This window comes from Streptomyces sp. Je 1-79 (assembly GCF_025195125.1).
In the GTDB taxonomy this organism is placed as follows: Bacteria; Actinomycetota; Actinomycetes; order Streptomycetales; family Streptomycetaceae; genus Streptomyces.
Window position 1 is genome coordinate 546,189 of sequence record NZ_JAMGSL010000002.1, and the last position, 24,497, is coordinate 570,685.

Consider the following 24,497-nt stretch of genomic DNA (forward strand, 5'->3'; position numbering starts at 1 on the left):
TGATGCTCCGCGGCCGTCCGCCGTAGGGGTCCGTCCGTCCTCCGCCGCCGTACGCGCGTAACCGCGTGCCTGCGCGATTGCCTGGTGACGCCGTCAGGACCAGGCGGCCACGAAGTAGCCCACCCCGTACGGAGCGTCCTCGTACAGCAGCCTGCCTTCGAGCCCGGCGCCCTCGGCGGCGCCCGCGAGAACCTGCCAGGGCGCCCGGCCGGCCGCCTTCAGCTCGTACGCCAGATCCTCGTCCAGCGCGAGGAGGGCGTCCACGTCCGCCGTGCCCAGCGCCCGGGCGGCCTCCGCGTCGAAGCCCTCGGCCCGCTCGTCCAGATAGCCAGGCGCCTTGAGCGTCCGGCAGGCGCTGCCGTCACCCATCACGAGGAGCGCCACACGGTCGGCCGCGGCGGCCAGCTGACGGCCGGCGGAGACGCATCGGACGCCGTCCAACGGCTCCCCGACCCCGAGCCCCTCGACGGGCGCGTCGGCCCAGTCGGCGCGCTGCAGCAGCCATGCGGCGACGGCGAGGGAGACGGGCAACGGACGCTCCGCGTCGGGCCCTGTCCCGAGCCGTACGGAGAGGTCGACGCCGAACCCCGCGAAGCTGCCGGTCGAACCGGCGAGGAACGTACCGCGCGCTCCCTCGTCCGCCGGGCCGACGACATAGAGCCGGTCGGGCCGGGACGCGGCGAGCAGCCCGAGGGCGTCGGCGCAGGCCGTCCGGGCTCCATCGAGCTCGTCGGCGGCACCTGCCGCCACGTCGGGCACGAGCAGGGGAGGACAGGGACAGACGGCTGCGGCGACAAGCATGATCCGCAGCCTACTGCGAGGGTCGCCAGTCCATGGAGGGGACGGCGTCCTGCGGTTCCTACGTCGGCTCCCCCTTCGGGTCGGCCGAGTCGTGGACCAGTTCGGCGATGCTCAGGGTCGTCTGTGTCTCCGACATCGCGCCCCGGACGATCAGCAGACAGCTGTCACCGCCGGGAAACCGGTACACCTCTCGCGACTTCTCACGCCACGGCTTCTGGTAGGTGAGCGAGGCGGCCCGCATCGCCTCCCGCGCGTCCTCCCGCGTTCCGGTGATCTTCCGCACCACTTCGGAGCGGTACGTGCTGTCGCTGGCGCCGTACTGCGCGACGACGATCCACTTCCCCATCCAGGCCCCCCTGCTTGCGGATGTGTCAGATGTCAGTGGCTGCCGCACGCGGGGGCCGCGGCCGCGGGGAGCGGCTCCGGCACACCGATCTTCGGCAGTCCGAGGAGCACGCCCGCCGGCTTGGCGGCGGCCGCGGCGGTGCGCTTCTCCCAGGCGTCGCCCGCGCGGGTGCGCCGTACCGAGGTCGTCGGGCCCTCGGCGAGGAGGTGGTGCGGGGCGGCGTAGCTGATCTCGACGGTCACCACGTCGCCCGGGCGGACCTCCTGGTCCGGCTTGGTGAAGTGGACGAGCCGGTTGTCGGGGGCGCGGCCGGAGAGGCGGTGGGTGGCGCCGTCCTTGCGGCCCTCGCCCTCCGCGACCATGACCTCGAGCGTCCGGCCGACCTGCTTCTTGTTCTCCTCCCAGGAGATCTCCTCCTGGAGCGCGACGAGACGCTCGTAGCGCGCCTGCACGACCTCCTTGGGGATCTGCCCGTCCATGTCGGCCGCGGGGGTCCCGGGCCTCTTGGAGTACTGGAAGGTGAAGGCGTTGGCGAAGCGGGCCTCGCGGACCGTGTGCATGGTCTGCTCGAAGTCCTCCTCGGTCTCGCCGGGGAAGCCTACGATGATGTCGGTGGAGATGGCGGCGTGCGGGATGGCCGCGCGCACCTTCTCGATGATCCCGAGGAAACGCTCCTGCCGGTACGAGCGGCGCATGGCCCGGAGGACCGTGTCCGAGCCGGACTGCAGCGGCATGTGGAGCTGCGGCATCACGTTCGGGGTCTCGGCCATGGCGGCGATGACGTCGTCCGTGAAGTCGCGGGGGTGCGGCGAGGTGAAGCGGACCCGCTCCAGGCCCTCGATCTCGCCGCAGGCCCGCAGCAGCTTGGAGAAGGCCTCGCGGTCGCCCAGGTCCGAGCCGTACGCGTTGACGTTCTGGCCGAGGAGGGTGATCTCCGAGACGCCCTCGGCGACCAGGGCCTCGATCTCGGCGAGGATGTCGCCGGGGCGCCGGTCCTCCTCCTTGCCGCGCAGCGCCGGAACGATGCAGAACGTGCAGGTGTTGTTGCAGCCGACGGAGATCGAGACCCAGGCGGCGTACGCGGACTCGCGGCGGGTCGGCAGCGTGGAGGGGAAGGCCTCCAGGGACTCCGCGATCTCGATCTGCGCCTCTTCCTGGACGCGGGCGCGCTCCAGGAGGACCGGCAGCTTTCCGATGTTGTGCGTGCCGAAGACGACGTCGACCCAGGGGGCCTTCTTGACGATCGTGTCGCGGTCCTTCTGGGCGAGACAGCCGCCGACGGCGATCTGCATGCCCGGGCGCGAGGTCTTCCTGGGGGCCAGCCGGCCGAGGTTGCCGTAGAGCTTGTTGTCGGCGTTCTCGCGGACCGCGCAGGTGTTGAAGACGACGACGTCGGCGTCACCGTCCGAGCCCTCGGGGGCGCGCACGTAGCCGGCGTCCTCGAGCAGACCGGAGAGCCGCTCGGAGTCGTGGACGTTCATCTGGCACCCGTAGGTGCGCACTTCGTAGGTTCGCTGGACGTCCACTGCCTGGCTCCGGTCGCTGCTGGTCATGGAACAAGGGTATGCGGTGCCGGGGACAGCCCCGGCCCGAGCCGCTGCGACGAGGGTGCGGGGGCGCTCCCGGCGGCTTCGAGGGCCTCCGTGAGCTGGGAGGCGAGGGTGCCCGCGGCAGGGCGCAGGGAGCCGTCGAAGGCGGCCGAGCCGATGGTGAAGGCGTCGGCCCCGGCATCGGCCAGGGCCTGTATCCGGGCCCTGGTGGTGATGCTGCCGGCCACGACCAGCCGGCCTGTGGTGGCCGCGCGGGCGGCACGGACGAGGTCGAGGGGGTTCGCGTCGATGGCCCGGTGGGCGAGGAGGTCGACGCCCGCGCAGCCGACCGCCTCGGCCCGACGGCAGTCCTCGGCGATCCGGTCGGGGCCGCCCGCGAGGCGGGTCGGGTGGCCGAGAGGTTCACCCGCGAAGGGGAGGTACTCGATGCCGGTGCCGGCGAGGAGGGCCAGCGTCTCGTCGATCCAGGTGCCGCCCATGAGCCGGTCGACGCCGAGCTCCATGGCGTGCCGGACGGAGGTGAGGGCTGCGTCGCGGGTGGTGCTGACCACTTCGAGGTAGCTGGTGGCGCCCATGTCCTTGATCTGCCGGTGGAGCCGGCGGAGGGTGGCCGGGTCGACTCCGACGTCCTTGAATCCCAGGTGGCCTATACCGAGGTCCCGGACGGTGTCGAGGACGTCGAGGCAGTCCGTGACGGTCCTGTCGTCACGGGTGAGCATGAAAATGAAGTCCACGGGGGTCCTCCGGGTCGGGTGCGGGGGCGGGCAGGCGATCTGCCGAGGGGGCGGGGTGTGGCCGGACGCGGGGGTGGGAGTGCGGGCGCCTACGGGGCCGTGGTGTGGGCGCGTACGGGGTCCGGGATGGATGGGGGCGCCGGGGCAGCGGCCGGGGCGTGGGCCAGCTCGTCCGCGTGGCGCAGCGCGGTGAGCAGGCTCGTGTGGTCGGCGGTGCCCCGGCCCGCGAGGTCGAATGCCGTGCCGTGGTCGACGCTGGTCCGCACGAACGGCAGGCCGATGGTGATGTTGACGCCGTGCTCCAGGCCCAGGTACTTGACGGGTATCAGCCCCTGGTCGTGGTACTGCGCCACGACGGCGTCGAACTCGCCCGCGCGGGCGCGCATGAAGACCGTGTCGGCGGGCCAGGGTCCGCTGGCGTCGATGCCTTCCCGCCGGGCGGCCCGCACGGCCGGTTCGATGATGTCGAGGTCCTCGCGCCCGAAGAGGCCGTTCTCCCCGGCGTGCGGGTTGAGGGCGGCGACGGCGATACGGGGACGGGCGCCGGCCGGCCGGCCGGCCTGGAGCGTCCGGTGCGTCAGCCGGATGATCTCCAGCTCGCGGGCGGTGGTGAGGGAGTCGAGTGCCGAGCGCAGTGACTGATGGACGGTGACCAGAACGATCCGCAGTTCGTCGTTGGCCATCATCATGGCGTAGTCGCTCGTGCCCGAGAGTTCGGCGAGGATCTCCGTGTGGCCCGGGTAAGGCAGGCCGGCCAGTCTGAGCGCCTCCTTGTTGATCGGCGCCGTGGTGAGGGCCCGGATCTCGCCGCGGAGGGCGAGCTCGATGCCCCGGCGTACGTACTGGAACGAGGCGGCTCCGGCGCGGGCGTCCACCGTGCCGAGCGGTAGGTCCGGGGGGAGTCGGCCCTCGGGGAGGACGTCCATGACTCCGGGACTGTGGGCCGCCTCCGAGACGGAGGCGATCGGTCGCACGGTCAGCTGGGTGGCCGTGAAGCGGCAGGCACGGGCGAGGGCGTCCGGGTCTCCGATGACGACGACAGGAGCGCGGCGCCGCGGGTCGGTGTACGCCTTGACGGTGATCTCGGGACCGATGCCGTTCGGGTCCCCCATGGTGAGGGCGATGGGGAGCGTCATGAGACCGGACCGCCCTTCACGAGGAGGCGGCAGAGGCGGTCGAGCGTTCCGTCGTCGCCGAAGCCGCCCGCTTTGATCAGGACGGGGATACGGGGCGGGCTGAGCAGTACACCGCGAGCCACCCCCGGTTCGGGCTCGTCGACCAGGTCGAGACCGCCGACCCCGAGCGCTTCGAGGGCGGCCACCGCGGTCGCTCCACCGGTCAGCACCAGCCCGTCGACCAGGCCGCTGAACGCCACCTCCCGTACGACGGCCGCGAGATCGGCCGTCAGTGAGTCGGAGGACATGCGGCGGTCGTCGGGGGTGTGGACGGCAAGCACGGGGGCCGTCGATCGCCGCAGGGCTCCGACGGCCGTGGCCGGCTCGCCGGTGGCATCGACCGCGCCCACGTCCCCCCGCGCACGCAGCCGGTCCAGTTGGCGACGCGTGGCGGGGTGGGCGCTGCCCACCACCACCAACGGGCGCCGGGAGGAACGAAGTTCGACCGACGGTACCGCCGGCTTACAGGAGTGGTGCGCGGCCAGCGCCGCGGCGAGGCCCGGGGAGCCGACCCAGAGGACCTCGTCCGGTGTGGACACGGAGGAAACCAGGAGGCCGAGGTCGGCGTCGGTGGCCGCCGAGCAGACGAACACGCCTCCGTCGTCGATCAGCCCCGGAAGCTTCCCGAACTGGTCCGGCTCGAGCACGTCTGCTTCGGGCAGCAGGCGGGCGAGGTCAGAGGTCCGGACCGGATGCGTGGGGTCGTGCGCGAAGTCCGTCGCGTGCACCGGCACACCCTGGACGTGCTGGATCCCCCGTACCGTCGTCCTGCCTTCCGCGGGAAAGGCGGGCGCGACGACGACGGCCCGCCGGCCGGAGCCGGCGTGCGCGGCGCGGATCTCGGCCGCCACGTGGCCCCGGAGCGTGGAATCGACGGTCTTGATCAGCAGGTCGGCGCCCGCGAATGCGAACGCCGCCCGCCCGGTCACGTCAGCGGCCGTCGCCTCGTCGAGGAGGCGGCTGCCGAGGTCGACGGCGACGACCCCGTCGTGCGGCGAGGCGACCGCTCCGGCCCCCATCAGCAGGACCCGCGCCCGGTGCCCCGCCCCGCGGAACGGCGCCGCGCCGTCGCCTGCGCTCGTGAGGTCGTCCGCGAGGACCGCGATGGTCGTCACGGGATCGGCCTGGGGTTCCCGCCTCATGTCTCGTCCTCCTCGAATCGTCTGCCGGTCGCAGAACGGATCGCCCGCCCCTCCCGGGTCACCGAGCGGTTGCCCCGGATCGCCCGTCGGGTGGATGCGCGGGCACCGGCCGGTACCGGGTCGCCCCGGGTCGGTGCGTGACGACATCGCCACTGACGTCAACCCTGGCGCCCGGAAAGCCGCTGGACAAGCGATTCCTTCTCACTCCACCTGTGAGTAGATTTCACACATGCGCTGGCCCGACCTTCCTCCGCTGAACACGCTGCTCCCCTTCGAGGCGACCGTGCGGCACGCGAGCATGACCCGGGCCGCCGAGGAGCTCCACGTGACCCACGGCGCGGTCAGTCGCCAGATCCAGAACCTGGAGAAGTCGCTGGGTGTCACGCTCTTCGAGCGCGGGACCCGCTCTCTGCGACCGACGCCTCAGGCCCGTCGCCTCGCGGCCGCGGTCCGCGACGCCCTCGACCAGGTCGACGCGGCGGTCCGCGAGGTCACGCGCCGGGAGCGCGGGGGTCCGCTCGCGCTGTCCTGCGAGCCGACCCTGCTGATGCGCTGGCTCATTCCGCGGCTGCCGGACCTCGCGAGCCAGGTGCCGGACCTGACCGTGCATCTGTCGGCGGGCGGCGGGCCCGTCTCCTTCGAGCGGGACCCCGTCGACGTCGCTCTGCGCCGCGACGACTTTCCCGTACCGGCGGACGTGAGCCGCTCCCCTCTCTTCCTGGAACGGATCGGTCCGGTCTGCAGCCCGGACCTGGCGGAACGGCTGCGGGGCGGGGGCGGCGACATCGGCACCGCCCGTGCCCTCGGAGCCACGGAGGTCACCGGGACAACCGGGGCCACAGCCGGCACCGGGACAACCGGGGTTACATCCGGCACCGGGGTCAGCGGGGTCACAGCCGGCACCGGGGTGTCCGGGGTGACGATTCTGCACTCGAGCACTCGGCCACGAGCGTGGGCCGACTGGCAGCGGATCACGCGTCGACGTGTCGAGCCCGCCGGCGAGCAGACCTTCGAGCACTTCTACCTCGCGCTCCAGGCGGCCGTCGCCGGCGTCGGCATGGCCATCGGTCCGTACGCGCTCGTCTATGACGACCTCATGCGCGGGCAGCTGGTGGCACCCTTCGGGCTGGTCGAGGACGGCACGGGATACCACCTGCTCAGCCCTCAGCCGCCCGAGCGGGACAGCCGGATCGCCGCTCTGCTCGGCTGGCTGCGCACCCAGGCGACCGGGCTCTGAGAGGCGCGGCACCGCCCACAGCACTCGGCGCCGTGGGCGGACGCCGCCCACGGCCTCGCAGCGCCCGGCCCGGAGCCCGTCGGCCGGGCCACGCGCGCGCGGCCACATACCGCACCCTCACGCGCGCGTGGCGCGATCGGCCGGGGCCCTGGTCTGGCCGGAGTCGCCGGGCCTGGCCAGACCAGGGATCGAACTGGCAGGATCGCGCCATGCTCGCCTCGCTCTCCCGTGCCGCCCGCCGTCGCCTTCTCCAGGCGTCGGCGGCGCTTCTGGTGGTGTGCGGGCTGCTGGTGTGGTGGCTGGTTCCTTTCGGTTCATCGGAGCCGAGTGGCCGGGTCACGTTCAGTACGGGCGTTCCCACCGGGGTCTACCAGCGGTACGGCGAGCTGCTGCGGCAGGCCCTCGCCACCGATCTGCCGGATGTCTCGATAGCGCTCAAGAACAGCGAGGGGTCCCAGCAGAACCTCGCGCGCCTGGCCTCGGGCGAGGCGGACTTCACCGTCGCGACGGCCGACGCCGTGGCCCAGTACCAGCGTGACGGCAAGCCGGGCCACGACCGGCTGCGCGGCTGCGCCCGCCTCTACGACGACTACGTCCAGCTCGTCGTCCGCAAGGATTCGGCCGTGCGGTCCGTGGCCGATCTGCGCGGCCTGCGGGTCGGCGTCGGGCAGGAGGGCTCCGGCGTCCGGCTCATCGCGGACCGGGTCCTCGCGGCGGGCGGGCTGACCCCCGACGTCGACATCAAGCCGGTCTCGGCCGGCATCGACACCATGCCCGGCCTGCTGGAGCGCGGCCGGCTGGACGCGTTCTTCTGGTCGGGCGGCCTCCCCACCCAGGCCGTCCAGGAGCTGTCCGACCGCCTTCCCGTGCGCCTGGTCCCGCTCAGCGCCGCCCTTGTGGACAAGGTCCACGACGTGGGCGAGTCGACGCGCCACTACCGCTCCGCCGTGATCCCGGCGGATGCCTATGCCCGGGCCCAGGACGGCCAGGAGGTGGCGACGCTGGCCGTGGCGAACCTGCTGGTGACGACGGACGCGGCGGATCCGGCGCTGGTGGAGGGTTTCACCCGTACGGTGATCAGAAGCCGGGACCGGATCGGCCGCCAGGTCCATCCGGCGCAGTTGGTGGACCTGCGCACCGCGATCTACACGGAACCGCTCTCCCTGCACGAGGGCGCGCGCCGCTACTACCGCTCCGTGAAGCCCTAAGCCGCCGCGCGCCCCTCCCGCCCGCGGGGCCGCCTCAGTGGCCCTCCCCCTCCTCGGCCCCCCGGCCGCCCCCTCACCGCCCCTGCGGCCCCGTCCTCGGCACCGTGACCGTCACGCGCAGCCCGTGCGGGTCGTTCGGCGCGTAGGCGATGGAGCCGCCGCCCGCCTCGAGCAGGACCCGGGAGATCGACAGGCCGAGCCCCGAGCCCTTGATGTTCTGGTGGCGGTTGCTGCGCCAGAAGCGGTCGCCGACCCGGTCGAGCTCCTCCGGCGTGAGCCCCGGCCCCCCGTCCGCCACCACGATCGTGCAGCTGTCGCCCCCGGCCGCCACGGCGACCGTGACCTCCTCGCCCTCCGGGGTGAACTTCAGCGCGTTGTCGATCACCGCGTCGAGCGCGCTCGAGAGCGCCACCGGGTCCGCCCACGCCGTCACCGCCCGCCGGTCCCCGACGAGCCGTACGCCCTTCTCGTCGGCGAGCGGACGCCACGCGGCGACCCGCTCGGTCGTGAGCGCGCCGATGTCGATGACGCACAGGTCCGCGGCCGCGTGCTCCGCGAGCGCCAGGTCCAGCAGGTCGTCGAGGACGTGGGCGAGCCGCTTGCCCTCGGTGCGTACGGAGGCGATCTCCTCGTTGCCCTCGGGGAGTTCGAGAGCGAGCAGCTCGATGCGCAGCAGCAGCGCGGAGAGCGGGTTGCGCAACTGGTGCGACGCGTCGGCGACGAAGGCCCGCTGCTGCTCCAGGACGTCCTCGACGTTGTCGGCCATCTCGTTGAACGAGCGGGCCAGACGGCGCAGTTCGGGCGGTCCGCCGGCCTCGGCGACCCGGGAGTTCATCCGACCGGTGGCGATGTCGTGGGTGACCGCGTCCAGGACGCGGACCGGCCGCAGCACCCAGCCGGTGAGCCGGAAGGCGGCGCCGACGGCGAGCAGCATCGCCGCGGACTCGCCGGCGGCGATGATCAGCCAGCCGCTCAGGATGCGCGAACGCAGCTGCCCGGTGGGCGAGTCGGTGACCACGACGGCGACGACGTCTCCGTCCCGTACGACCGGCGAGGCGATCGTGAGGCGGGCGTTCGGCTGCCACGGCCACACCTGCGGCGGGTCGTGGCTGCGGCGCCCGAGCAGCGCCTCGTTGAAGGCACGGCGCCCCTCGCCCTCGTACGGGACGACCCAGTCCACCGGCGCGGCGGCCATGGCCCGGTTGTCGCGGTAGAAGATGCCCGCCTGGATGCCGTACACGTCGTGGTAGCTGGCGAGTTCACCCCTGAGGGTGGTGCGGCGCTCGTCGACCGTGGGTTCGGACTCGCTGACGAACTGGGCGAGCGCGGCGAACCGCGCCCCGTCGTCGAGTCGGTCGACGACCACGCGCTGCTGTTCGGCGGCGGCGAGGCTCGCGGCGAGCGGGAAGCCGAGGGCGAGCAGCACCCCGGCCATCAGGACGAGGAGGAGCGGGAGAAGACGCGTGCGCACGTGGGGCCCGGGCGGCTACGCGGCCGGGGCGACCAGGCGGTAGCCGACGCCACGCACGGTCTCGATCAGAGCGGGCATCGCCAGCTTGGAGCGCAGCGAGGCGACGTGCACCTCCAGGGTGCGGCCGGTCCCCTCCCAGCTGGTGCGCCAGACCTCGCTGATGATCTGCTCCCGCCGGAAGACCACACCGGGCCGCTGGGCGAGGAGGGCGAGCAGGTCGAACTCCTTGCGGGTGAGCTGGACGGACGCGCCGTCGACGCTGACGCGGCGGGTGGGCAGCTCGATGACGACGGAGCCGAGCCGCAGCGCGGCGTCGTCACCGGTCGCGCCGGCGTCGTCGCCGCCGACGGTGCGCCGGCTGACGGCGTGGATCCGGGCGAGCAGCTCCCCGGTGTCGTACGGCTTGACCACGTAGTCGTCGGCCCCGAGGTTGAGGCCGTGTATCCGGGACCGTACGTCGGCCCGCGCGGTCACCATGATCACGGGGGTGGTGGTGAGCTTACGGATCCGGCCGCAGACCTGGTAGCCGTCCTGGTCGGGCAGCCCGAGGTCGAGCAGGATCACACCGTACGAAGGGCGCTCGCCGTGGGCGGCGGGCAGCACCGCCTGGAGCGCCTCCTCGCCGTTCCGGGCGTGCGTGACCGCGAACCCGTGCTTCGCCAGTACGGCGGACAGGGCCGCGGCGACGTGATCGTCGTCTTCGACGAGCAGGAGTCTCATGGCCCCCCTCCAGTGGCTTCGTGAGCATGTGATGACCAGCGGTCGATGGCCATCTGTCTACCAGGGCATGAACGCCGATGGTCGCCGTCACAGTCAAGTGTCCCCCTGTGACGCCGGGGGTTCCGTTATGGACCCGGTACGCCACCGTGCACCCTCTTCACGCAGTGTGCCCGGTTGAGGCCGTATCGTTATCCTCAATTTCCGCTCAGATGTGATGACGCTCGTCGTACGACGTGCCTAGTGTCCTCCCCAACCGAGGAGGACGGAGCAAGAGCCGATGAGCGGAGTGTCAGTGACCAAGGGCTCGGAAGACGCCGTACCGGCGGCGGCGGGCGACCTGGTCGTGCTGTCCAACGTGAACAAGCACTTCGGCGCGCTGCATGTGCTCCAGGACATCGACCTGACCATCGCCCGTGGCGAGGTTGTGGTCGTCATCGGACCCTCCGGGTCCGGTAAGTCCACGCTGTGCCGCACGATCAACCGCCTGGAGACGATCGACTCCGGCACCATCACCATCGACGACCGACCGCTGCCCCAGGAGGGCAAGGAGCTGGCCCGGCTGCGCGCCGACGTCGGCATGGTCTTCCAGTCGTTCAATCTCTTCGCGCACAAGACGGTGCTCGAGAACGTGATGCTGGGCCAGGTCAAGGTCCGCAGGAGCACGAAGGCCGCCGCCGAGGCGACGGCCCGCTCGCTGCTCGACCGGGTGGGTGTCGGCACGCAGGCCGACAAGTACCCGGCACAGCTCTCCGGTGGCCAGCAGCAACGCGTCGCGATCGCACGGGCGTTGGCGATGGACCCGAAGGTCATGCTGTTCGACGAGCCGACGTCTGCGCTCGACCCCGAGATGATCAACGAGGTCCTCGAGGTCATGCAGCAGCTGGCGCGCGACGGAATGACGATGGTGGTCGTCACCCACGAGATGGGTTTCGCCCGTTCGGCCGCCAACCGCGTGGTCTTCATGGCGGACGGCAAGATCGTCGAACAGGCCGCGCCGGAAGAGTTCTTCAGCAACCCGCGCAGCGACCGTGCCAAGGACTTCCTTTCGAAAATCCTGCACCACTGACGACGGTCAGCCCGCATGATTCACCCTGCCGACAACAACCCACGAACCAAGGGATGTTCACCATGAAGCTCCGCAAGTCCGCGGCCGTGGCCGTCGCCGTGCTCGCGCTCACCGCGACCGCCTGTGGTGGCAAGGAGGGCTCGGCCGGCGACAAGCCCGCCGTGAAGCCCGGCGACTCGAGCGCCCCCCAGCTCCCCAAGTACATCGTCGCCACCGACGTGAAGCTGGAGTCGCCGACCTTCAAGGAGGCCCAGAAGCGCGGCAAGCTGATCATCGGCTCCAAGGCCGACCAGCCCTACCTCGGCTTCGAGGACCAGGCCACCAAGGAGCGCTCCGGCTTCGACGTCGAGATCGCCAAGATGATCGCGGCGGACCTCGGCTTCACCGAGGACAAGATCGAGTGGAAGACTGTCGACTCCAAGCTCCGTGAGACGGCGATCTCGACGGGCCAGGTCGACTACTACGTCGGCACGTACACGATCAACGACAAGCGCAAGGCGCAGGTCGGCTTCGCGGGTCCGTACTACAAGGCCGGCGCCGACCTCCTGGTCCGCAAGGACGAGACCGCGATCACCGGTCCGGAGACCCTCAAGGGCAAGAAGGTCTGCTCCATCACGGGCTCGACCCCGCTGCAGGAGATCAAGAAGCCCGAGTACGGCGCGCAGACCACCGAGCTCGCGAAGTACTCGGACTGCGTGCAGCAGCTCCTGACCAAGCAGGTCGACGCCGTCACCACCGACGACGCGATCCTCAAGGGCTACGCGGCGGCCAACGCCGGCAAGCTCAAGGTCGTCGGCAAGCCGTTCACCGAGGAGCCCTACGGCGTCGGCATGAACAAGGACGACAAGGTCCTGCGCGACAAGATCAGCGACATCCTCGACGCGCACATCAAGGACGGCACGTACAAGAAGATCTACGAGGCGACCCTGGGTCTCTCGGGCTCCTCGTACGTCGAGCCGCCGGCGCGCGTCCGCTACTGATCCTCGCCTGAAGTCGAGCGCCCCGTACGGGAGTACGGGGCGCCCCTCCTCCTGCCCGTAAGCCGCTGACCGCCGACGCGGAGACCTCATGAACGTACTGCTCGACCATTTCCCGGAGTTCCGCGACGGCTTCATAGGAACCGTGTCGATCACCGCCGTCAGCTCGGTCATCGCGCTGCTCCTCGGCGTCCTCGTCGCCGGCTTCCGGGTCTCGCCCGTCCCGCCCCTGCGCTTCTTCGGGACCGCCTGGGTCACGCTGCTGCGCAACACCCCCCTGACGCTGCTCTTCCTGGTCTCGTTCTTCGTCGTACCGGAGATCCTGTTCCCGGGTATGAGCCCCTTCGTGCTCGGCTCGCTCGCGCTCGGCTTCTACACCTCCGCGTTCGTCTGCGAGGCCGTCCGCTCCGGCGTCAGCACGGTGCCGATCGGTCAGGCCGAGGCCGCCCGCTCGCTGGGCATGACCTTCGCGCAGACCCTGCGGATGATCGTGCTGCCGCAGGCCACCCGGACCGTACTGCCGCCGCTGAGCTCGATCTTCATCGCGCTCACCAAGAACTCGGCCATCGCCGGCGCGTTCAGTGTCACCGAACTCTTCGGCTGGCAGACGCTGATGAGCGAGCAGGGCTACGCGATCGGCCCGATCTTCGCCTGGGTGGCGGTCGCGTACCTCGTCGTCACCTTCACCATCAGCGGGTTCTTCCGTCTCCTTGAGCGCCGCATGGAGGTCGCCCGATGAGTGCCAGCGTTCTCTACGACTCCCCGGGCCCCAAGGCGCGTGTCCGCAACCGGATCTTCGCCGTCGTGGGCAGCCTCGCCATCGTCGCGCTGCTCGCCGTGAGCGTGCTCCGGCTGGCCGACAAGGGTCACCTCGACCCCGCGATGTGGGACATCTTCAACTACGCGGGCATCCGGCAGAACATCGCCGACGCCCTCCTCGCCACCCTGAAGGCCTTCGCCCTCGCGGCGGTCGGATCGCTCGTCCTCGGTGTGCTGCTCGCCGTCGCCCGGCTCTCCGACCACACGCCCGTCCGCGTGGTGGCCACCGGCTTCATCGAGCTCTTCCGCTCGATCCCGCTGCTGATCACGATCTACGCCGTCTGGGTCGCGTTCCTCACCGACTACTCGATGTGGGCGCTGGCCATCGGCCTGTCGATCTACAACGGCTGTGTCCAGGCCGAGGTCCTGCGCGCCGGTGTGAACTCCGTGCCGAAGGGGCAGCGCGAGGCCGCTTACGCCCTGGGCATGAGCAAGACGCAGGTCATGACGACCGTCCTGATGCCGCAGGCCGTCCGGGCGATGCTGCCGACGATCATCAGCCAGCTGGTGGTCACCCTCAAGGACACCTCGCTCGGCTTCGTCATCCTCTACCCCGAGCTGCTCTACTCGGCCCGCCTGATCGCCTCCAACACGCAGGTCAACGGCCAGTACCCGTACGTCTCCACCATCGTGGTCTTCGGCGCGATCTACATCGCGCTGTGCCTGGCGCTCTCCGCGCTCGCCACCTGGATCGAGAAGCGGGGGCGTCGGGCGAAGACGGGTATCGCGGTCTCCGAAGCCGGCGTCACGGGGCTCACCCAGGGCAACGAGGCCGTGCTGATCCCCGGGAGCCGGACCGAGCCGGGCGGCTTCGACGGCGTGACGCCCGGCGGAGACAGGGCGAACCGCGGCGACGGGGCCGACGGGACCGGTATCACGAAGAACTGACAGTATGTGACATCATCCGGGGGCAGTGGCGGTCGCGCCGCTGCCCCCGTCGCTTGACGCAAGCACCCGCAATGGGTTGCATACGTTCTGTGATCACGCACCGGGCTCGCGCCACACTTCGCTGTGCTACCCGCATGACCGAACGGCCTTCAGGAGCCGCGCCGTGGACCCGGTGATCATCGTCGGCGCGGGGCCCGTGGGCCTCGCGCTCTCCCTTGCCCTGGCCTCGCAGGGCGTGCCCAGCGTCGTCCTCGACGAGGGCCCCGGCAAGGAGGAACCCCGCCCCGCCCGTACGGTCGTGCTGCGCGCCGACATGGCCGCCATGGTGGAACGGCTGGGCTGCGCCACTCTGCGTGACGAGGGGGTCCGCTGGGTCGGCTGGCGCTCACTGCGCCGCAAGCAACAGATGAGGCACATCGAGCTGAGCCTCGGTCTCGGCGGTACGGAGAGTGACGACGAGGGTCCGGCGGCTCCCCTCCACATTCCGCAGCACGCCCTCGCCCGGGGACTGCGCGACGCGATCTCCGGGCAGGAGCTGATCCAGCTCGTCGACGACGCGCGGCTCGACACGATCGAGCAGGACGCGAGCGGAGTCACCGCGCACACCCGTGGCCCCGGGCCCGGAGCCGGCGGGACATGGTGGCGCGGCAGCCATCTGGTCGGCTGCGACGGCGCCCGATCCACGGTGCGCAAGCTGCTCTCGATCCGCTTCCCCGGACGTACGGCGGTGGAGCGGCACGCGGTCGCCGCCCTGCGCACCGAACTCCCCTGGCCTGGCGAGGCCCTGCTGCACCGTCAGCCGCCGTGGCGGGGAGGCGGCGAGGAGGTCACGGCCCGACCGCTGCCGGACGGGGTCTGGCGGATCGACTGGCTGCTGCCGCCGCGGGGGGAGCTCGTCACCCCGGACGCGCTCGTCACCAGGATCCGCGACACCCTGGCCGGATGGTGCGGCGGGGAGACTCCCCCGTACGAGTTGATCGACACCGGTGTCCACACCCTGCACCACCGGCTCGCGCGGCGCTGGCGCGTGGACCGGGTGTTCCTGGCGGGCGACGCGGCGCACCTGCTCGGGGCGGTCGGCACGCAGGGCCTGGACGAGGGGCTGCGGGACGCCGACAACCTGGCCTGGAAGCTCGCCTACGCCTGGCATCACGGGGCCTCGGACACGCTGCTCGACAGTTACCAGAGCGAGCGGCGGGCCGCCGTCGCCTCCCGGCTGAGGGCCGCCGACCAGTCGCTGCCCGTCCTGCGCGGGGGTGGAGGGCTGCGGACGTATCTGCCCGGCGGCTCCCGTGGGCACGACACCCTCCTCACCGACGGCCACCTGGGGCGCGGCCCGCTGGGCGCGCCCCCCGCGTACCCGCACTCCCCCCTCGCGCCCCAGGACGCCGGGGCGTCGCGGAGCGCGGTGGGCACGGGGGCCGGCGCGCCGGTCGAGGACGTGCGCGTGACGGCGCCGGACGGCATGACCGTACGGCTCCGGGACCGCCTCGGTCAGGGGCGCCTCCTGGTGGTGCTGGTCGCGCCGGGGACGGGTGTGTGGGACCGGCGGCACTGGATGAGCGCGGGCGTGATGCCCCGGCTCGTGGAGGCGGTCCGGGCCCTGCCGGTGAAGGCGGAGCTGCTGGTCACGGAGGCGTACCCGGGCGCGGTGGCCCACACCGTCCTGCTGGTGCGTCCGGACGGTCACCTGGTCGCCTCGTTCCCCGGCGTCCGGCCCGACGAGCTGTACGCGGCGGCGGACGCGACCCGGGGCGGCAAGGCGGAGCCGACGGGAAGCGAGGCCCTTTCGGGGGTGGAGAAGAGCGACCGTACCGCGGACATCAATTGACCCTCACGGGCGCGCATGGTGTACTCCGGAGCGTGACCGACACCGATGTGCGCCTGTGGCGGAGGGTCCATATGGATCTCCTCCGTTTCGCGGGCTGCGTGTGTCGCCCGTCCTGCTGAATTCGCCCCTCCTCTCGCGTGATCCCCGCCGCCGAGCCTTCGGCGTGCCGCCGCGCGTCTCTCCCGCGAACTCCCAGGACGGTCCTCCGTGCCCCAGCATGTCCCCGCGCCCGTCGGCGCGGCTCCTCCCTCCCCTCCGTCGCCCACGCCCGCCACGCCCACCGCGGCCGATCTCCTGGAGTTCGTCCGTCGTACGGCGGCGGACGACGATCTGATCGACTCGTTGCCGCTCGACCCCGAGGGCCGTACGTGGGTACGGCTCGACGGTCCCGGCGGCAGCGAGGCCTGGCTCATCGGCTGGCCGCCGGGCACCGGCACGGGGTGGCACGACCACGCCGAGTCCCAGGGCGCGTTCACCACCGCGCGGGGCGCCCTGCGGGAGAACTCCCTCGCGGTGCGGCTGCCGTCGGGTGGCTGGAAGACCCTGGAACTGGCCGACGGCGTCGACCGCGAGCGGCGGCTGCCGGCGGGCAAGGGGCGCGCGTTCGGACAGCACCACGTGCACGAGGTGCTCAACGACTCCCCGGACACGCACGCGGTGTCGGTCCACGCGTACTATCCACCGCTCCCGTTGATCCGGCGCTTCAGCCGGTCGGGCGCGGTGCTCCGTCTTGAGCAGGTCGAGCGTCCGGAGGACTGGCAGTGAGCGAGTACGAGACGGCCGAACGGGTGGGGATCGACGAGCTCTTGGAGCGGGTCAGGTCCGGCCTGGACCGGATCGAGCCGCGAACGGCCCACGAGGCGCACGAGGCGGGTGACGCGCTCCTGGTCGACACCCGGTACGCGGCGCTGCGCGAGCGGGACGGGCTGATCCCCGGCGCCCTGGTCGTGGAGCGCAATGAACTGGAGTGGCGGCTCGACCCGTTGGGCAGCCATCGCGCACCGCAGGCGGACAGCCATGACCTTCGGGTGGTGGTGTTCTGCAACGAGGGGTACGCGTCCTCGCTGGCGGCGGCCTCGCTGCGGCAGCTGGGTCTGCACCGGGCGACCGACGTGATCGGCGGCTTCCAGGCCTGGAAGGCGGCGGGCCTCCCGGTCCTGCTGCCGAGCCCGAGGACGTAGCCGGTACGGCAAGGGCGCCGCGCCTCGCGGCAGCGGCGTCCGCGGGCCCCGCCCCTCGCCCCGGTCAGAAGGGCTCGTCCAGCCCCTCCGTGTCCTCGCCCTCGTCCTCCAAGGCCTGGCGGACGACCCGTAGGGCCATGCCTTCCGGATACCCCTTGCGGGCGAGCATCCCCGCGAGCCGTCGCAGCCGGCGGTCGCGCTCGAGGCCACGGGTGGCGCGGAGCTTGCGGTCGACGAGCTCGCGCGCCGTGATCTCCTCCTGCTCGGAGTCCAGTTGCCCCACCGCGTCCTGGATGAGCGTGGGGTCGACGCCCTTGGTACGCAGTTCGCGGGCGAGGGCACGGCGGGCGAGCCCGCGCCCGTGGTGCCGGGACTCCACCCAGGCGTCGGCGAAGGCGGCGTCGTCGATCAGCCCGACGTCCTCGAAGCGGGACAGGACCTCTTCGGCGACCTCGTCGGGGATCTCGCGCTTGCGCAGGGCGTCGGCGAGCTGCTTGCGGGTGCGGGGGGTCCCGGTGAGCAGGCGCAGGCAGATCGCCCGCGCCCGCTCAGCCGGATCCTGGGGCGACAGCTCCTTCTCGGCCCTCGACGAGTCGGCGCTGTCGCCCGGCCATTCGGTGCGACCGGTCACTGGCTCAGCTCTTGGCCGCCGGGGCCTTGGTCGCCTTGGTGGCCTTGGCCGCCGGGGCCGACTTGGCCGTGTCGTCCGTGGCCGCCGCCTCCGTGGCGCCCGCAGCGCCCGCGGCGTCCGCGCCCGCCTCGGCCGTCGCGGCGCCCGGACGGACTCCGACGCCCAGCTTCTCCTTGATCTTCCGCTCGATCTCGTTGGCGAGGTCGGGGTTGTCCTTCAGGAAGTTACGGGCGTTCTCCTTGCCCTGGCCGAGCTGGTCGCCCTCGTACGTGTACCAGGCGCCGGCCTTGCGGACGAAGCCGTGCTCCACGCCCATGTCGATCAGGCCGCCCTCACGGCTGATGCCCTGGCCGTAGAGGATGTCGAACTCGGCCTGCTTGAAGGGCGGCGCGACCTTGTTCTTGACGACCTTGACGCGGGTGCGGTTGCCGACCGCGTCGGTGCCGTCCTTCAGGGTCTCGATACGGCGGATGTCGAGACGCACCGACGCGTAGAACTTCAGGGCGCGGCCACCGGTCGTGGTCTCCGGCGAGCCGAACATGACGCCGATCTTCTCGCGGAGCTGGTTGATGAAGATCGCGGTGGTCTTGGACTGGTTGAGCGCGCTGGTGATCTTCCGGAGGGCCTGGCTCATCAGACGGGCCTGGAGACCCACGTGCGAGTCGCCCATCTCGCCCTCGATCTCCGCGCGCGGGACGAGCGCGGCGACGGAGTCGATGACGATGAGGTCGAGGGCGCCGGAGCGGACCAGCATGTCGACGATCTCGAGAGCCTGCTCGCCGTTGTCCGGCTGGGACAGGATGAGGTTGTCGATGTCGACACCGAGCTTCTTCGCGTACTCGGGGTCGAGGGCGTGCTCGGCGTCGACGAAGGCGACCTGACCGCCGGCCTTCTGGGCATTGGCGACGGCGTGCAGCGTCAGGGTCGTCTTACCGGAGGACTCCGGCCCGTAGACCTCGACGACACGGCCGCGGGGCAGTCCGCCGACGCCGAGCGCGACGTCGAGGGCGGTCGAGCCGGTGGGGATCACCTCGATCGGCTCCTGGGTGCGGTCGCCCATGCGCATCACGGCACCCTTGCCGAATTGCCGTTCAATCTGCGCGAGCGCGGCGTCGAGCGCCTTCTCGCGGTCGGTACCTGCCATGGGTTCCACCCGGTTTGCTTGAGTCGATCGCTTCATGTGAAAGACGCTAACCCCTGCCACTGACAATGGGCCCCGACGTCCCTCCGGCCTGTGGATAACTCGCCCCACAACCCCGCGATTCCAGGGGCCGGAATCCCATAAGAATGGATGTTCGATTTTGGTGTCAAGCGCACCACGCGGGCCCACGACCACCGGTCGACGGACCCGCCACTCCGCGCGCGCCGGCTCGTCGACCGGCTGCGTTCCCGGGTCCCGCGGCTGCTCGGGCGGCGCGCAGGGTCAGGAGTCGTCCTCCCCGGACGACTCCTGCCCCTGCTTCTTCTTGTGGTGCAGCGCCTTCTGGAGCCGGGCCACGACGGCCTCCCCGTACCGCCTGTGGCCGTGGACGCGCGGGTCGTCGGTGACGGCGTAGCGCTTCACGTAGGCACCGAGGAAGGCCTGGAGCGTGGCGATCGCCGGGATCGCGATCAGCGCGCCGACCGCGCCGAGCAGCGCCGTTCCCGCGATCACCGAGCCGAAGGCCACCGCCGGATGGATGTCGACGGTCTTGGACGTCAGCTTGGGCTGGAGGACGTAGTTCTCGAACTGCTGGTAGACCACGACGAAGCACAGCACCCACAGCGCGTACCAGGGGTCGACGGTGAAGGCGATCAGCATCGGCAGCGCGCCCGCGAGGTACGTGCCGATGGTCGGGATGAACTGCGACACGAGACCGACCCACACCGCGAGCGCGGGCGCGTACGGCACGCCCAGGATCTCGAAGAGCACGTAGTGCGCCACGCCGGAGATCAGCGCCATCAGGCCGCGCGAGTACAGGTAGCCGCCGGTCTTGTCGACGGCGATCTCCCAGGCCCGCAGCACCTCGGTCTGCTTGGCCGGCGGCAGGACGGAGCACAGGGCCCGGCGCAGTCGGGGCCCGTCTGCCGCGAAGTAGAACGCGAAGAGGAAGATCGTCAGGAGCTTGAACAGCCCGCCGAGGAGGGTGGCGGAGACGTCCAGGACCCCGGCGGCGCTGTTCTGCACGTACTTCTGCAGCCAGTCGGAGCGCAGCAGGCTGTCCTGCACCTCGACCCGGGACAGCTCCGTGTTGAAGTGCTCGTTGGTCCAGTTGATCAGCGAGTCGAGGTACTTCGGGAAGTTCTCGACCATGTCGACGATCTGGCCCGCGAGCATGGAGCCCAGCAGGACGACGAACCCGACGCCGAAGACCAGGACGGCGAGGGACACGAGGAACGTGGCAAGTCCTCGCCGCATGCCGCGGGCGGCCATCCGCCCGACGGCCGGTTCGATGGCGAGGGCCAGGAAGAAGGCGACCAGGATGTTGACCAGGAGCCCGACGAGCTGGTGGAAGGCCCAGCTGCCGAGCTGGAAGCAGGCGTAGAGCGCGAGGGCCAGCACCAGGGCGCGCGGCAGCCAGCGGGGCATCCGCGCGGCGGGCGCGGTCGTTCCGGACCCTGGCGTACCCGCTCCGCCACCGGCCCCGGCTCCGCCCGCGGTGGCGGTCTCGGGCGCGGTCCCGGACGGCGCGGTCGCGGTCTCCGCCGTCGTCGCCTTCGCTGTCGTGGTCTTCTTCGTCGCGGTGTCCGGGGATGCCGGATCGCCGGACGCCGCGGAGGTACTGCCCTCGGCCGACCGCGCCTTCGGGGGTCTCCCGGTCACGGCCTGGCCGAAGGTCCTCTCGGGGGTCGTCCTGCCGGTGTCGTCGGTTTCGTCTGTCGGAGCCACCCCGCCAGTCTCGCGCACCGCACGGACATTCCCTCCCCGCCGGGGCGCGTCAGCGTCTGTCCGCCGGTACGTCCATGGCCGCGCAGACCGCCCGCCACACGTCCTTCGCCTCCCACCCGGCGTCCAGTGCCTGGTGCACCGTACGTCCGCCGAGTTCGGACATCACATGGTCCCGTGCGAAGGATTCGGCGTAGGACCCACCGAAGTGGTCCACCATCCGCTCCCAGAAAATCGTCAACCGCATGACCCCAGTATCCCGCCCCCAAGAGTGCAGCCCGGCCGGTAAGCCCTCTCACACGTCCCGGGCGGCCTACGGTCGGTCCATGGCTGGAACTCCTCTCGCGGCACCGCACCCCACCCCGCTCGCGCGCGCCGAACGCTTCGTCTGGCTGACGGCACGCGTGCTCGAACAGCGCCGGTTCGCCTACCACTTCCTGCGCGGCGGCGCGGAAGCCGTCGAGGTCGCCCTCTCGGCCTACCTCAACGAGGACGGCGGCTACGGCCACGCCCTCGAACCGGACCTGCGCGGCCCGGTCAGCCAGCCGCTGCACACCGGGCACGCGCTGCGGGTCCTGGACTCGATCGGCCGTTGCGGCGGGCTGCGGATCGAACGGATCTGCCGCTACCTCACGGAGGTGTCCACGCACGACGGGGCGCTGCCGGCGATCCACCCGTCGCAGCGCGGCTATCCGAGCGCGCCGTTCGTCCCGATCGTCGACAACCCGCCGAGCGCACTGCTGTCCACCGGCCCCGTGGTCGGGCTGCTCCACCGCAATCAGGTGTGGCACGCCTGGCTGTTCCGCGCGACCGAGTTCTGCTGGTCGGCGGTCGAATCGCTGGAGAAGTCGCATCCCTACGAGATCGAGGCCGCCGTCGCCTTCCTGGACGGCGTCCCCGACCGGTCGCGGGCGCAGGTGGCGGGCGACCGGCTGGGACGTCTGGTGCGGGACCAGGGGCTGGCGGTCCTGGATCCCGGTCGGCTGGACGAGTTCCCGGTGGCACCGGGGTACGCGCCGGGCGAGCACCACTTCCCGTACGACTACGCGCGCGTGCCGGACTCGCTGGCCCGCCGCTGGTTCACGGACGAAGAGCTGGCACACTCCCTCGACCACCTGGCGTCCACCCAGCAGGAGGACGGCGGCTGGCCCGTCACCTGGCGGAAGTGGGCACCGGGCACGGCCCTGGAGGCCCGCCCGATGGTGACGATCGAGGCCCTGCGCACGCTCCGGGCCCACGGCCGCCCTATCGACTGACAGGGCGGCGGCGACGGAGACGGGGCGACTGAGGCAGGGGGCGATCGGGACAGGGCCGACCGGGACGGCGCGTGCGGTGTGCGGCTGGAGCGCCCGGCTCGCAGCCGCAGCGCGCACGGCGGTCACCCGCCCAGCGCGCGGACTCCCGCCGTGACCAGGACCGCTGCCGCCACGACGATCAGGAACGGTGCCCGCAGGACCAGGGCGACGGCCGCCGCGGCGACGCCCGCCGCGCGGGCGTCGAGGGTGAGGCCGGTTCCCGCGCCGAAGGTCTGCTGGGCGGTGAGCGCCGCGAGCAGGGCCACCGGCAGCAGGGCCGCCAGGCGTTGGACGAGCGGGCGTTCCAGCGTGCCCGCGGGCACGAGGAGCCCGAGCAGCTTGACGGCGTAGCAGCCGACGGCCGTGAGGCCGATCGCGATCCAGACGCTCATCGCTCCTCCTCCTTCTCCGACACACCCGAAGCGCCGGACGCAGCCGATGCCTCCGACACACCCGACGCGTCCGCGGCACCCGACACATCCGTCCCACCGGCCCCACCGGCCATGCGACGGCCCTTCCACCACAGCACCATGGGCGCGGCGAGGGCCGCCGCCAGCACCGGGACGCCGGCCGGCAGCACGGGCAGCAGTCCGAGGCCCAGGATCACCGCGAGGCCCGCCGTGTACCGCTCCGTCGCCGTCTTCAGCATCGGAGCGAGGAGCGCGAGGAAGACCGCGGGTCCGGCCGCGTCCAGACCCCAGGCCTCCGTGTCACCGATGGCCTCGGCCCCGAGGGCGCCCAGCAGGGTCGTGATGTTCCACAGCACGTAGAGCGTGAGCCCGGTCACGGTGAAGCCGATCCGCACGGCGCGTCGCGTCGGCTGCGCGAGCGCCACCGCGGTCGTCTCGTCGATGACCCACTGCGCGGCGAACGGCCTGACCGCGCGCGGCAGCGCGAGGAGCTGGGACAGGCGCAGCCCGTAGAACGCGTTACGGGTGCCCAGGAAGAACGCGCCCGCCGCGGCCGTGAGCGGGTTCCCGCCCGCCGCGAGCGCTCCCACCAGCGCGAACTGCGAGGCGCCGGTGAAGACGAGCAGGCTGAGCGCACAGGTCTGGAGCAGGGTGAGTCCGGATCCGGCGGAGGTCACGCCGAAGGCGAAGCCGGAGAGGCCGACGGCGATCCCGACGCCGAGCGCGTCGCGCACCACCGCCGAGTCCGCCTTGCCGGCGCTCTCCCGTATGACTGGGGTTGCTGTCTGTTCTGCCACGCCACCGACGTTACGAGTCCGGCCCGAGCCCGGTCTTGTACGTTCTTGCACTCCAGGAGCCCCCACCCGGGCCGCCACGCGACCGCTGGTACGCCCCGGGCGGCACCCCGACGCTCCGTACGAAGTGCCGGCTGAGGTGCGACTGGTCGGTGAAGCCGACGGCGACGGCCGCCTCCGCGGGTGCCGTCCCCGTGTCGAGAAGCCGCCGGGCCCGCCGCACGCGCGCGTCGGTGAGCCAGGTGTGCGGCGGCATCCCGTACGCGTCCCGGAAAGCGCGCAGCAGGGCGAAGGGGCTGGTGCCGAGGTCGGCGGCGAGGCGCTCCAGGGTCGGCGGGTCGGTCATCCGCTCCTCCAGGACCGCACGCGCGCGTGCGGCGTTGCGCGTGCCGGCCGAGCGCGGGGCGAGCGGTGCGATCCGGCCCCCGTGGCTGCGCAGCATCCTCGCGGTGACCAGTCGGAGGAGGCTGTCGGCGGCGAGCGCGTTGCCCTCCTCGGCGGCACGGTGGACGCCGATGACGAGTTGCGCGGCGTACGGATCGTCCACGACGGGGTCGCTGAACCCGACGTCGCCCCGCAGGGCGATGGTGTCGGCGGCTATGGAGCGGATCAGCTCCGCGTCGGGGTAGATCGTGCGGTACGTCCAGCCCTCGGGCACGCCCGCGTGCCCGGTGTGCGGGGTGTCGGGGTTGACGAGGGCGATCTGTCCGGGCCCGGCGTGCACGAGGTCGTCGCGGTAGTGGAAGGCCTCCACGCCGTCGGTGATGGCGGCGAAGACGAAGGTCTCGTGCGTGTGCCGGGCGAAGGCCTTCCGCACGTAGTGGGCGTGCAGCAGGTCGACTCCGGGCAGCTCGGAGTACTGCCAGTACCGTGCGCGTTCGCCAGTCGCCATGCCCCCCATTCTGCGCCACCGACCGCTGGCGCCACGAGCCGAGTTTCCCCAGGTCCGGGCGGTTGTCAGTGGCGGGGTGCACGATGGGTGGCATGGTCAGGTCCGCGCTCGACTCGTTCTCCCCCGCGACCCGCGGTTGGTTCACCGGGGCCTTCCACGCGCCCACGGCGGCGCAGGAGGGCGCATGGCAGGCCATCGGCGCGGGCTCCGACGTGCTCGTGGTGGCCCCGACGGGGTCCGGCAAGACCCTGGCGGCCTTTCTCGCCTCGCTGGACCAGCTGGCCTCGGCCCCGCCGCCGGCGGACCCCAAGAAGCGCTGCCGGGTGCTGTACGTCTCGCCGCTGAAGGCCCTGGCGGTCGACGTCGAGCGCAATCTGCGCTCCCCGCTGACCGGTATCCGGCAGGAGTCGGTCCGGCGCGGCCTGCCCGAGCCGGCCGTCCGCGGCGGGATCCGCGCCGGGGG

26 protein-coding genes are annotated in these 24,497 nt (G+C 71.9%); 11 read left to right on the forward strand and 15 right to left on the reverse strand.

The window, feature by feature from the left end; translation table 11 throughout:
- Window positions 1-93 precede the first annotated feature (93 nt).
- The 6 genes from M5362_RS05250 to M5362_RS05275 all read right to left on the reverse strand — a co-directional run bounded on the left by M5362_RS05250 (window position 94) and on the right by M5362_RS05275 (window position 5,748).
- Window positions 94-801, reverse strand: a complete 708-nt coding sequence (locus M5362_RS05250) for a class III extradiol dioxygenase subunit B-like domain-containing protein (protein ID WP_260226114.1) — start codon at window positions 799-801, stop codon at window positions 94-96.
- Window positions 802-859: 58 nt separating this feature from the next.
- Window positions 860-1,147 carry a hypothetical protein gene (locus tag M5362_RS05255; protein WP_260226115.1) on the reverse strand — a complete coding sequence of 96 codons (288 nt, stop codon included), beginning with the start codon at window positions 1,145-1,147 and terminating at the stop codon, window positions 860-862.
- A gap of 32 nt (window positions 1,148-1,179) precedes the next feature.
- Window positions 1,180-2,700, reverse strand: a complete 1,521-nt coding sequence (miaB, locus tag M5362_RS05260; RefSeq protein WP_260226116.1) for a tRNA (N6-isopentenyl adenosine(37)-C2)-methylthiotransferase MiaB — start codon at window positions 2,698-2,700, stop codon at window positions 1,180-1,182.
- Complete coding sequence (locus tag M5362_RS05265) at window positions 2,697-3,431, reverse strand: hypothetical protein (protein WP_260226117.1); 735 nt, start codon at window positions 3,429-3,431, stop codon at window positions 2,697-2,699. The genes miaB and M5362_RS05265 overlap by 4 nt, the downstream gene beginning before the upstream one ends.
- Window positions 3,432-3,520: 89 nt before the next feature.
- On the reverse strand, window positions 3,521-4,567 hold the full coding sequence (pdxA, locus tag M5362_RS05270; RefSeq protein ID WP_260226118.1) for a 4-hydroxythreonine-4-phosphate dehydrogenase PdxA: 1,047 nt from the start codon (window positions 4,565-4,567) through the stop codon (window positions 3,521-3,523).
- On the reverse strand, window positions 4,564-5,748 hold the full coding sequence (locus M5362_RS05275) for a four-carbon acid sugar kinase family protein (protein WP_260226119.1): 1,185 nt from the start codon (window positions 5,746-5,748) through the stop codon (window positions 4,564-4,566). The genes pdxA and M5362_RS05275 overlap by 4 nt, the downstream gene beginning before the upstream one ends.
- Before the next feature lie 229 nt (window positions 5,749-5,977).
- Here M5362_RS05275 and M5362_RS05280 point away from each other — a divergent pair, with 229 nt between their 5' ends.
- Together M5362_RS05280 and M5362_RS05285 are read left to right on the forward strand one after the other, a co-directional pair.
- Window positions 5,978-6,985, forward strand: a complete 1,008-nt coding sequence (locus M5362_RS05280; RefSeq protein ID WP_260226120.1) for a LysR family transcriptional regulator — start codon at window positions 5,978-5,980, stop codon at window positions 6,983-6,985.
- Between the two features lie 209 nt (window positions 6,986-7,194).
- Window positions 7,195-8,193 (forward strand): TAXI family TRAP transporter solute-binding subunit, encoded by a 999-nt coding sequence (locus M5362_RS05285; RefSeq protein ID WP_260226121.1) that lies wholly within the window; start codon window positions 7,195-7,197, stop codon window positions 8,191-8,193.
- A gap of 73 nt (window positions 8,194-8,266) precedes the next feature.
- On the opposite strand, the gene M5362_RS05290 is transcribed toward M5362_RS05285, so the two are convergent.
- Together M5362_RS05290 and M5362_RS05295 are read right to left on the reverse strand one after the other, a co-directional pair.
- Complete coding sequence (locus M5362_RS05290) at window positions 8,267-9,664, reverse strand: HAMP domain-containing sensor histidine kinase (RefSeq protein WP_260226122.1); 1,398 nt, start codon at window positions 9,662-9,664, stop codon at window positions 8,267-8,269.
- 15 nt (window positions 9,665-9,679) lie between these two features.
- Window positions 9,680-10,384 carry a response regulator transcription factor gene (locus M5362_RS05295; protein WP_260226123.1) on the reverse strand — a complete coding sequence of 235 codons (705 nt, stop codon included), beginning with the start codon at window positions 10,382-10,384 and terminating at the stop codon, window positions 9,680-9,682.
- A 277-nt stretch (window positions 10,385-10,661) separates the two neighbouring features.
- Between M5362_RS05295 and M5362_RS05300 the strand changes: the two genes are divergently transcribed.
- The 7 genes from M5362_RS05300 to M5362_RS05330 all read left to right on the forward strand — a co-directional run bounded on the left by M5362_RS05300 (window position 10,662) and on the right by M5362_RS05330 (window position 17,146).
- Window positions 10,662-11,450, forward strand: a complete 789-nt coding sequence (locus tag M5362_RS05300; RefSeq protein WP_308354849.1) for an amino acid ABC transporter ATP-binding protein — start codon at window positions 10,662-10,664, stop codon at window positions 11,448-11,450.
- 62 nt (window positions 11,451-11,512) lie between these two features.
- Window positions 11,513-12,430 (forward strand): glutamate ABC transporter substrate-binding protein, encoded by a 918-nt coding sequence (locus M5362_RS05305; protein WP_260226124.1) that lies wholly within the window; start codon window positions 11,513-11,515, stop codon window positions 12,428-12,430.
- Window positions 12,431-12,518: 88 nt separating this feature from the next.
- Window positions 12,519-13,166 (forward strand): amino acid ABC transporter permease, encoded by a 648-nt coding sequence (locus M5362_RS05310; protein ID WP_260226125.1) that lies wholly within the window; start codon window positions 12,519-12,521, stop codon window positions 13,164-13,166.
- Complete coding sequence (locus M5362_RS05315; protein WP_260226126.1) at window positions 13,163-14,134, forward strand: amino acid ABC transporter permease; 972 nt, start codon at window positions 13,163-13,165, stop codon at window positions 14,132-14,134. The genes M5362_RS05310 and M5362_RS05315 overlap by 4 nt, the downstream gene beginning before the upstream one ends.
- Before the next feature lie 163 nt (window positions 14,135-14,297).
- The gene (locus M5362_RS05320) at window positions 14,298-15,965 is read left to right on the forward strand and encodes an FAD-dependent monooxygenase (RefSeq protein WP_260226127.1); all 1,668 of its coding nucleotides are present in this window, start codon (window positions 14,298-14,300) and stop codon (window positions 15,963-15,965) included.
- 207 nt (window positions 15,966-16,172) lie between these two features.
- Window positions 16,173-16,730 (forward strand): cysteine dioxygenase, encoded by a 558-nt coding sequence (locus tag M5362_RS05325; RefSeq protein ID WP_260226128.1) that lies wholly within the window; start codon window positions 16,173-16,175, stop codon window positions 16,728-16,730.
- Complete coding sequence (locus tag M5362_RS05330; RefSeq protein ID WP_260226129.1) at window positions 16,727-17,146, forward strand: rhodanese-like domain-containing protein; 420 nt, start codon at window positions 16,727-16,729, stop codon at window positions 17,144-17,146. Before M5362_RS05325 ends, M5362_RS05330 begins: the two co-directional genes overlap by 4 nt.
- A 64-nt stretch (window positions 17,147-17,210) precedes the next feature.
- Here M5362_RS05330 and recX read toward each other — a convergent pair whose 3' ends face one another.
- From recX to M5362_RS05350, 4 genes are all read right to left on the reverse strand, one after another.
- The gene (recX, locus tag M5362_RS05335; RefSeq protein WP_260226130.1) at window positions 17,211-17,777 is read right to left on the reverse strand and encodes a recombination regulator RecX; all 567 of its coding nucleotides are present in this window, start codon (window positions 17,775-17,777) and stop codon (window positions 17,211-17,213) included.
- A 4-nt stretch (window positions 17,778-17,781) separates the two neighbouring features.
- Complete coding sequence (gene recA, locus M5362_RS05340; protein ID WP_260226131.1) at window positions 17,782-18,921, reverse strand: recombinase RecA; 1,140 nt, start codon at window positions 18,919-18,921, stop codon at window positions 17,782-17,784.
- Window positions 18,922-19,200: 279 nt separating this feature from the next.
- Entirely contained in the window at window positions 19,201-20,346 is a 1,146-nt protein-coding gene (locus M5362_RS05345; RefSeq protein WP_308354852.1) for an AI-2E family transporter, read from the reverse strand.
- A gap of 349 nt (window positions 20,347-20,695) precedes the next feature.
- Window positions 20,696-20,890, reverse strand: coding sequence for a DUF3046 domain-containing protein (locus M5362_RS05350; protein ID WP_260226133.1), 195 nt, complete (start codon window positions 20,888-20,890; stop codon window positions 20,696-20,698).
- Window positions 20,891-20,969: 79 nt separating this feature from the next.
- Between M5362_RS05350 and M5362_RS05355 the strand changes: the two genes are divergently transcribed.
- Window positions 20,970-21,899 carry a hypothetical protein gene (locus M5362_RS05355; protein ID WP_260226134.1) on the forward strand — a complete coding sequence of 310 codons (930 nt, stop codon included), beginning with the start codon at window positions 20,970-20,972 and terminating at the stop codon, window positions 21,897-21,899.
- A 122-nt stretch (window positions 21,900-22,021) separates the two neighbouring features.
- Here M5362_RS05355 and M5362_RS05360 read toward each other — a convergent pair whose 3' ends face one another.
- From M5362_RS05360 to M5362_RS05370, 3 genes are read right to left on the reverse strand one after another with little or no spacing between them, the layout of a single operon-like run.
- Complete coding sequence (locus tag M5362_RS05360; RefSeq protein ID WP_260226135.1) at window positions 22,022-22,330, reverse strand: AzlD domain-containing protein; 309 nt, start codon at window positions 22,328-22,330, stop codon at window positions 22,022-22,024.
- Entirely contained in the window at window positions 22,327-23,145 is an 819-nt protein-coding gene (locus M5362_RS05365) for an AzlC family ABC transporter permease (protein ID WP_260226136.1), read from the reverse strand. The genes M5362_RS05360 and M5362_RS05365 overlap by 4 nt, the downstream gene beginning before the upstream one ends.
- A 10-nt stretch (window positions 23,146-23,155) precedes the next feature.
- Window positions 23,156-24,034, reverse strand: a complete 879-nt coding sequence (locus M5362_RS05370) for an AraC family transcriptional regulator (RefSeq protein ID WP_260226137.1) — start codon at window positions 24,032-24,034, stop codon at window positions 23,156-23,158.
- Between the two features lie 92 nt (window positions 24,035-24,126).
- Here M5362_RS05370 and M5362_RS05375 point away from each other — a divergent pair.
- The coding region (locus tag M5362_RS05375) for a DEAD/DEAH box helicase (protein ID WP_260226138.1) at window positions 24,127-24,497 on the forward strand (371 nt) is incomplete at its 3' end.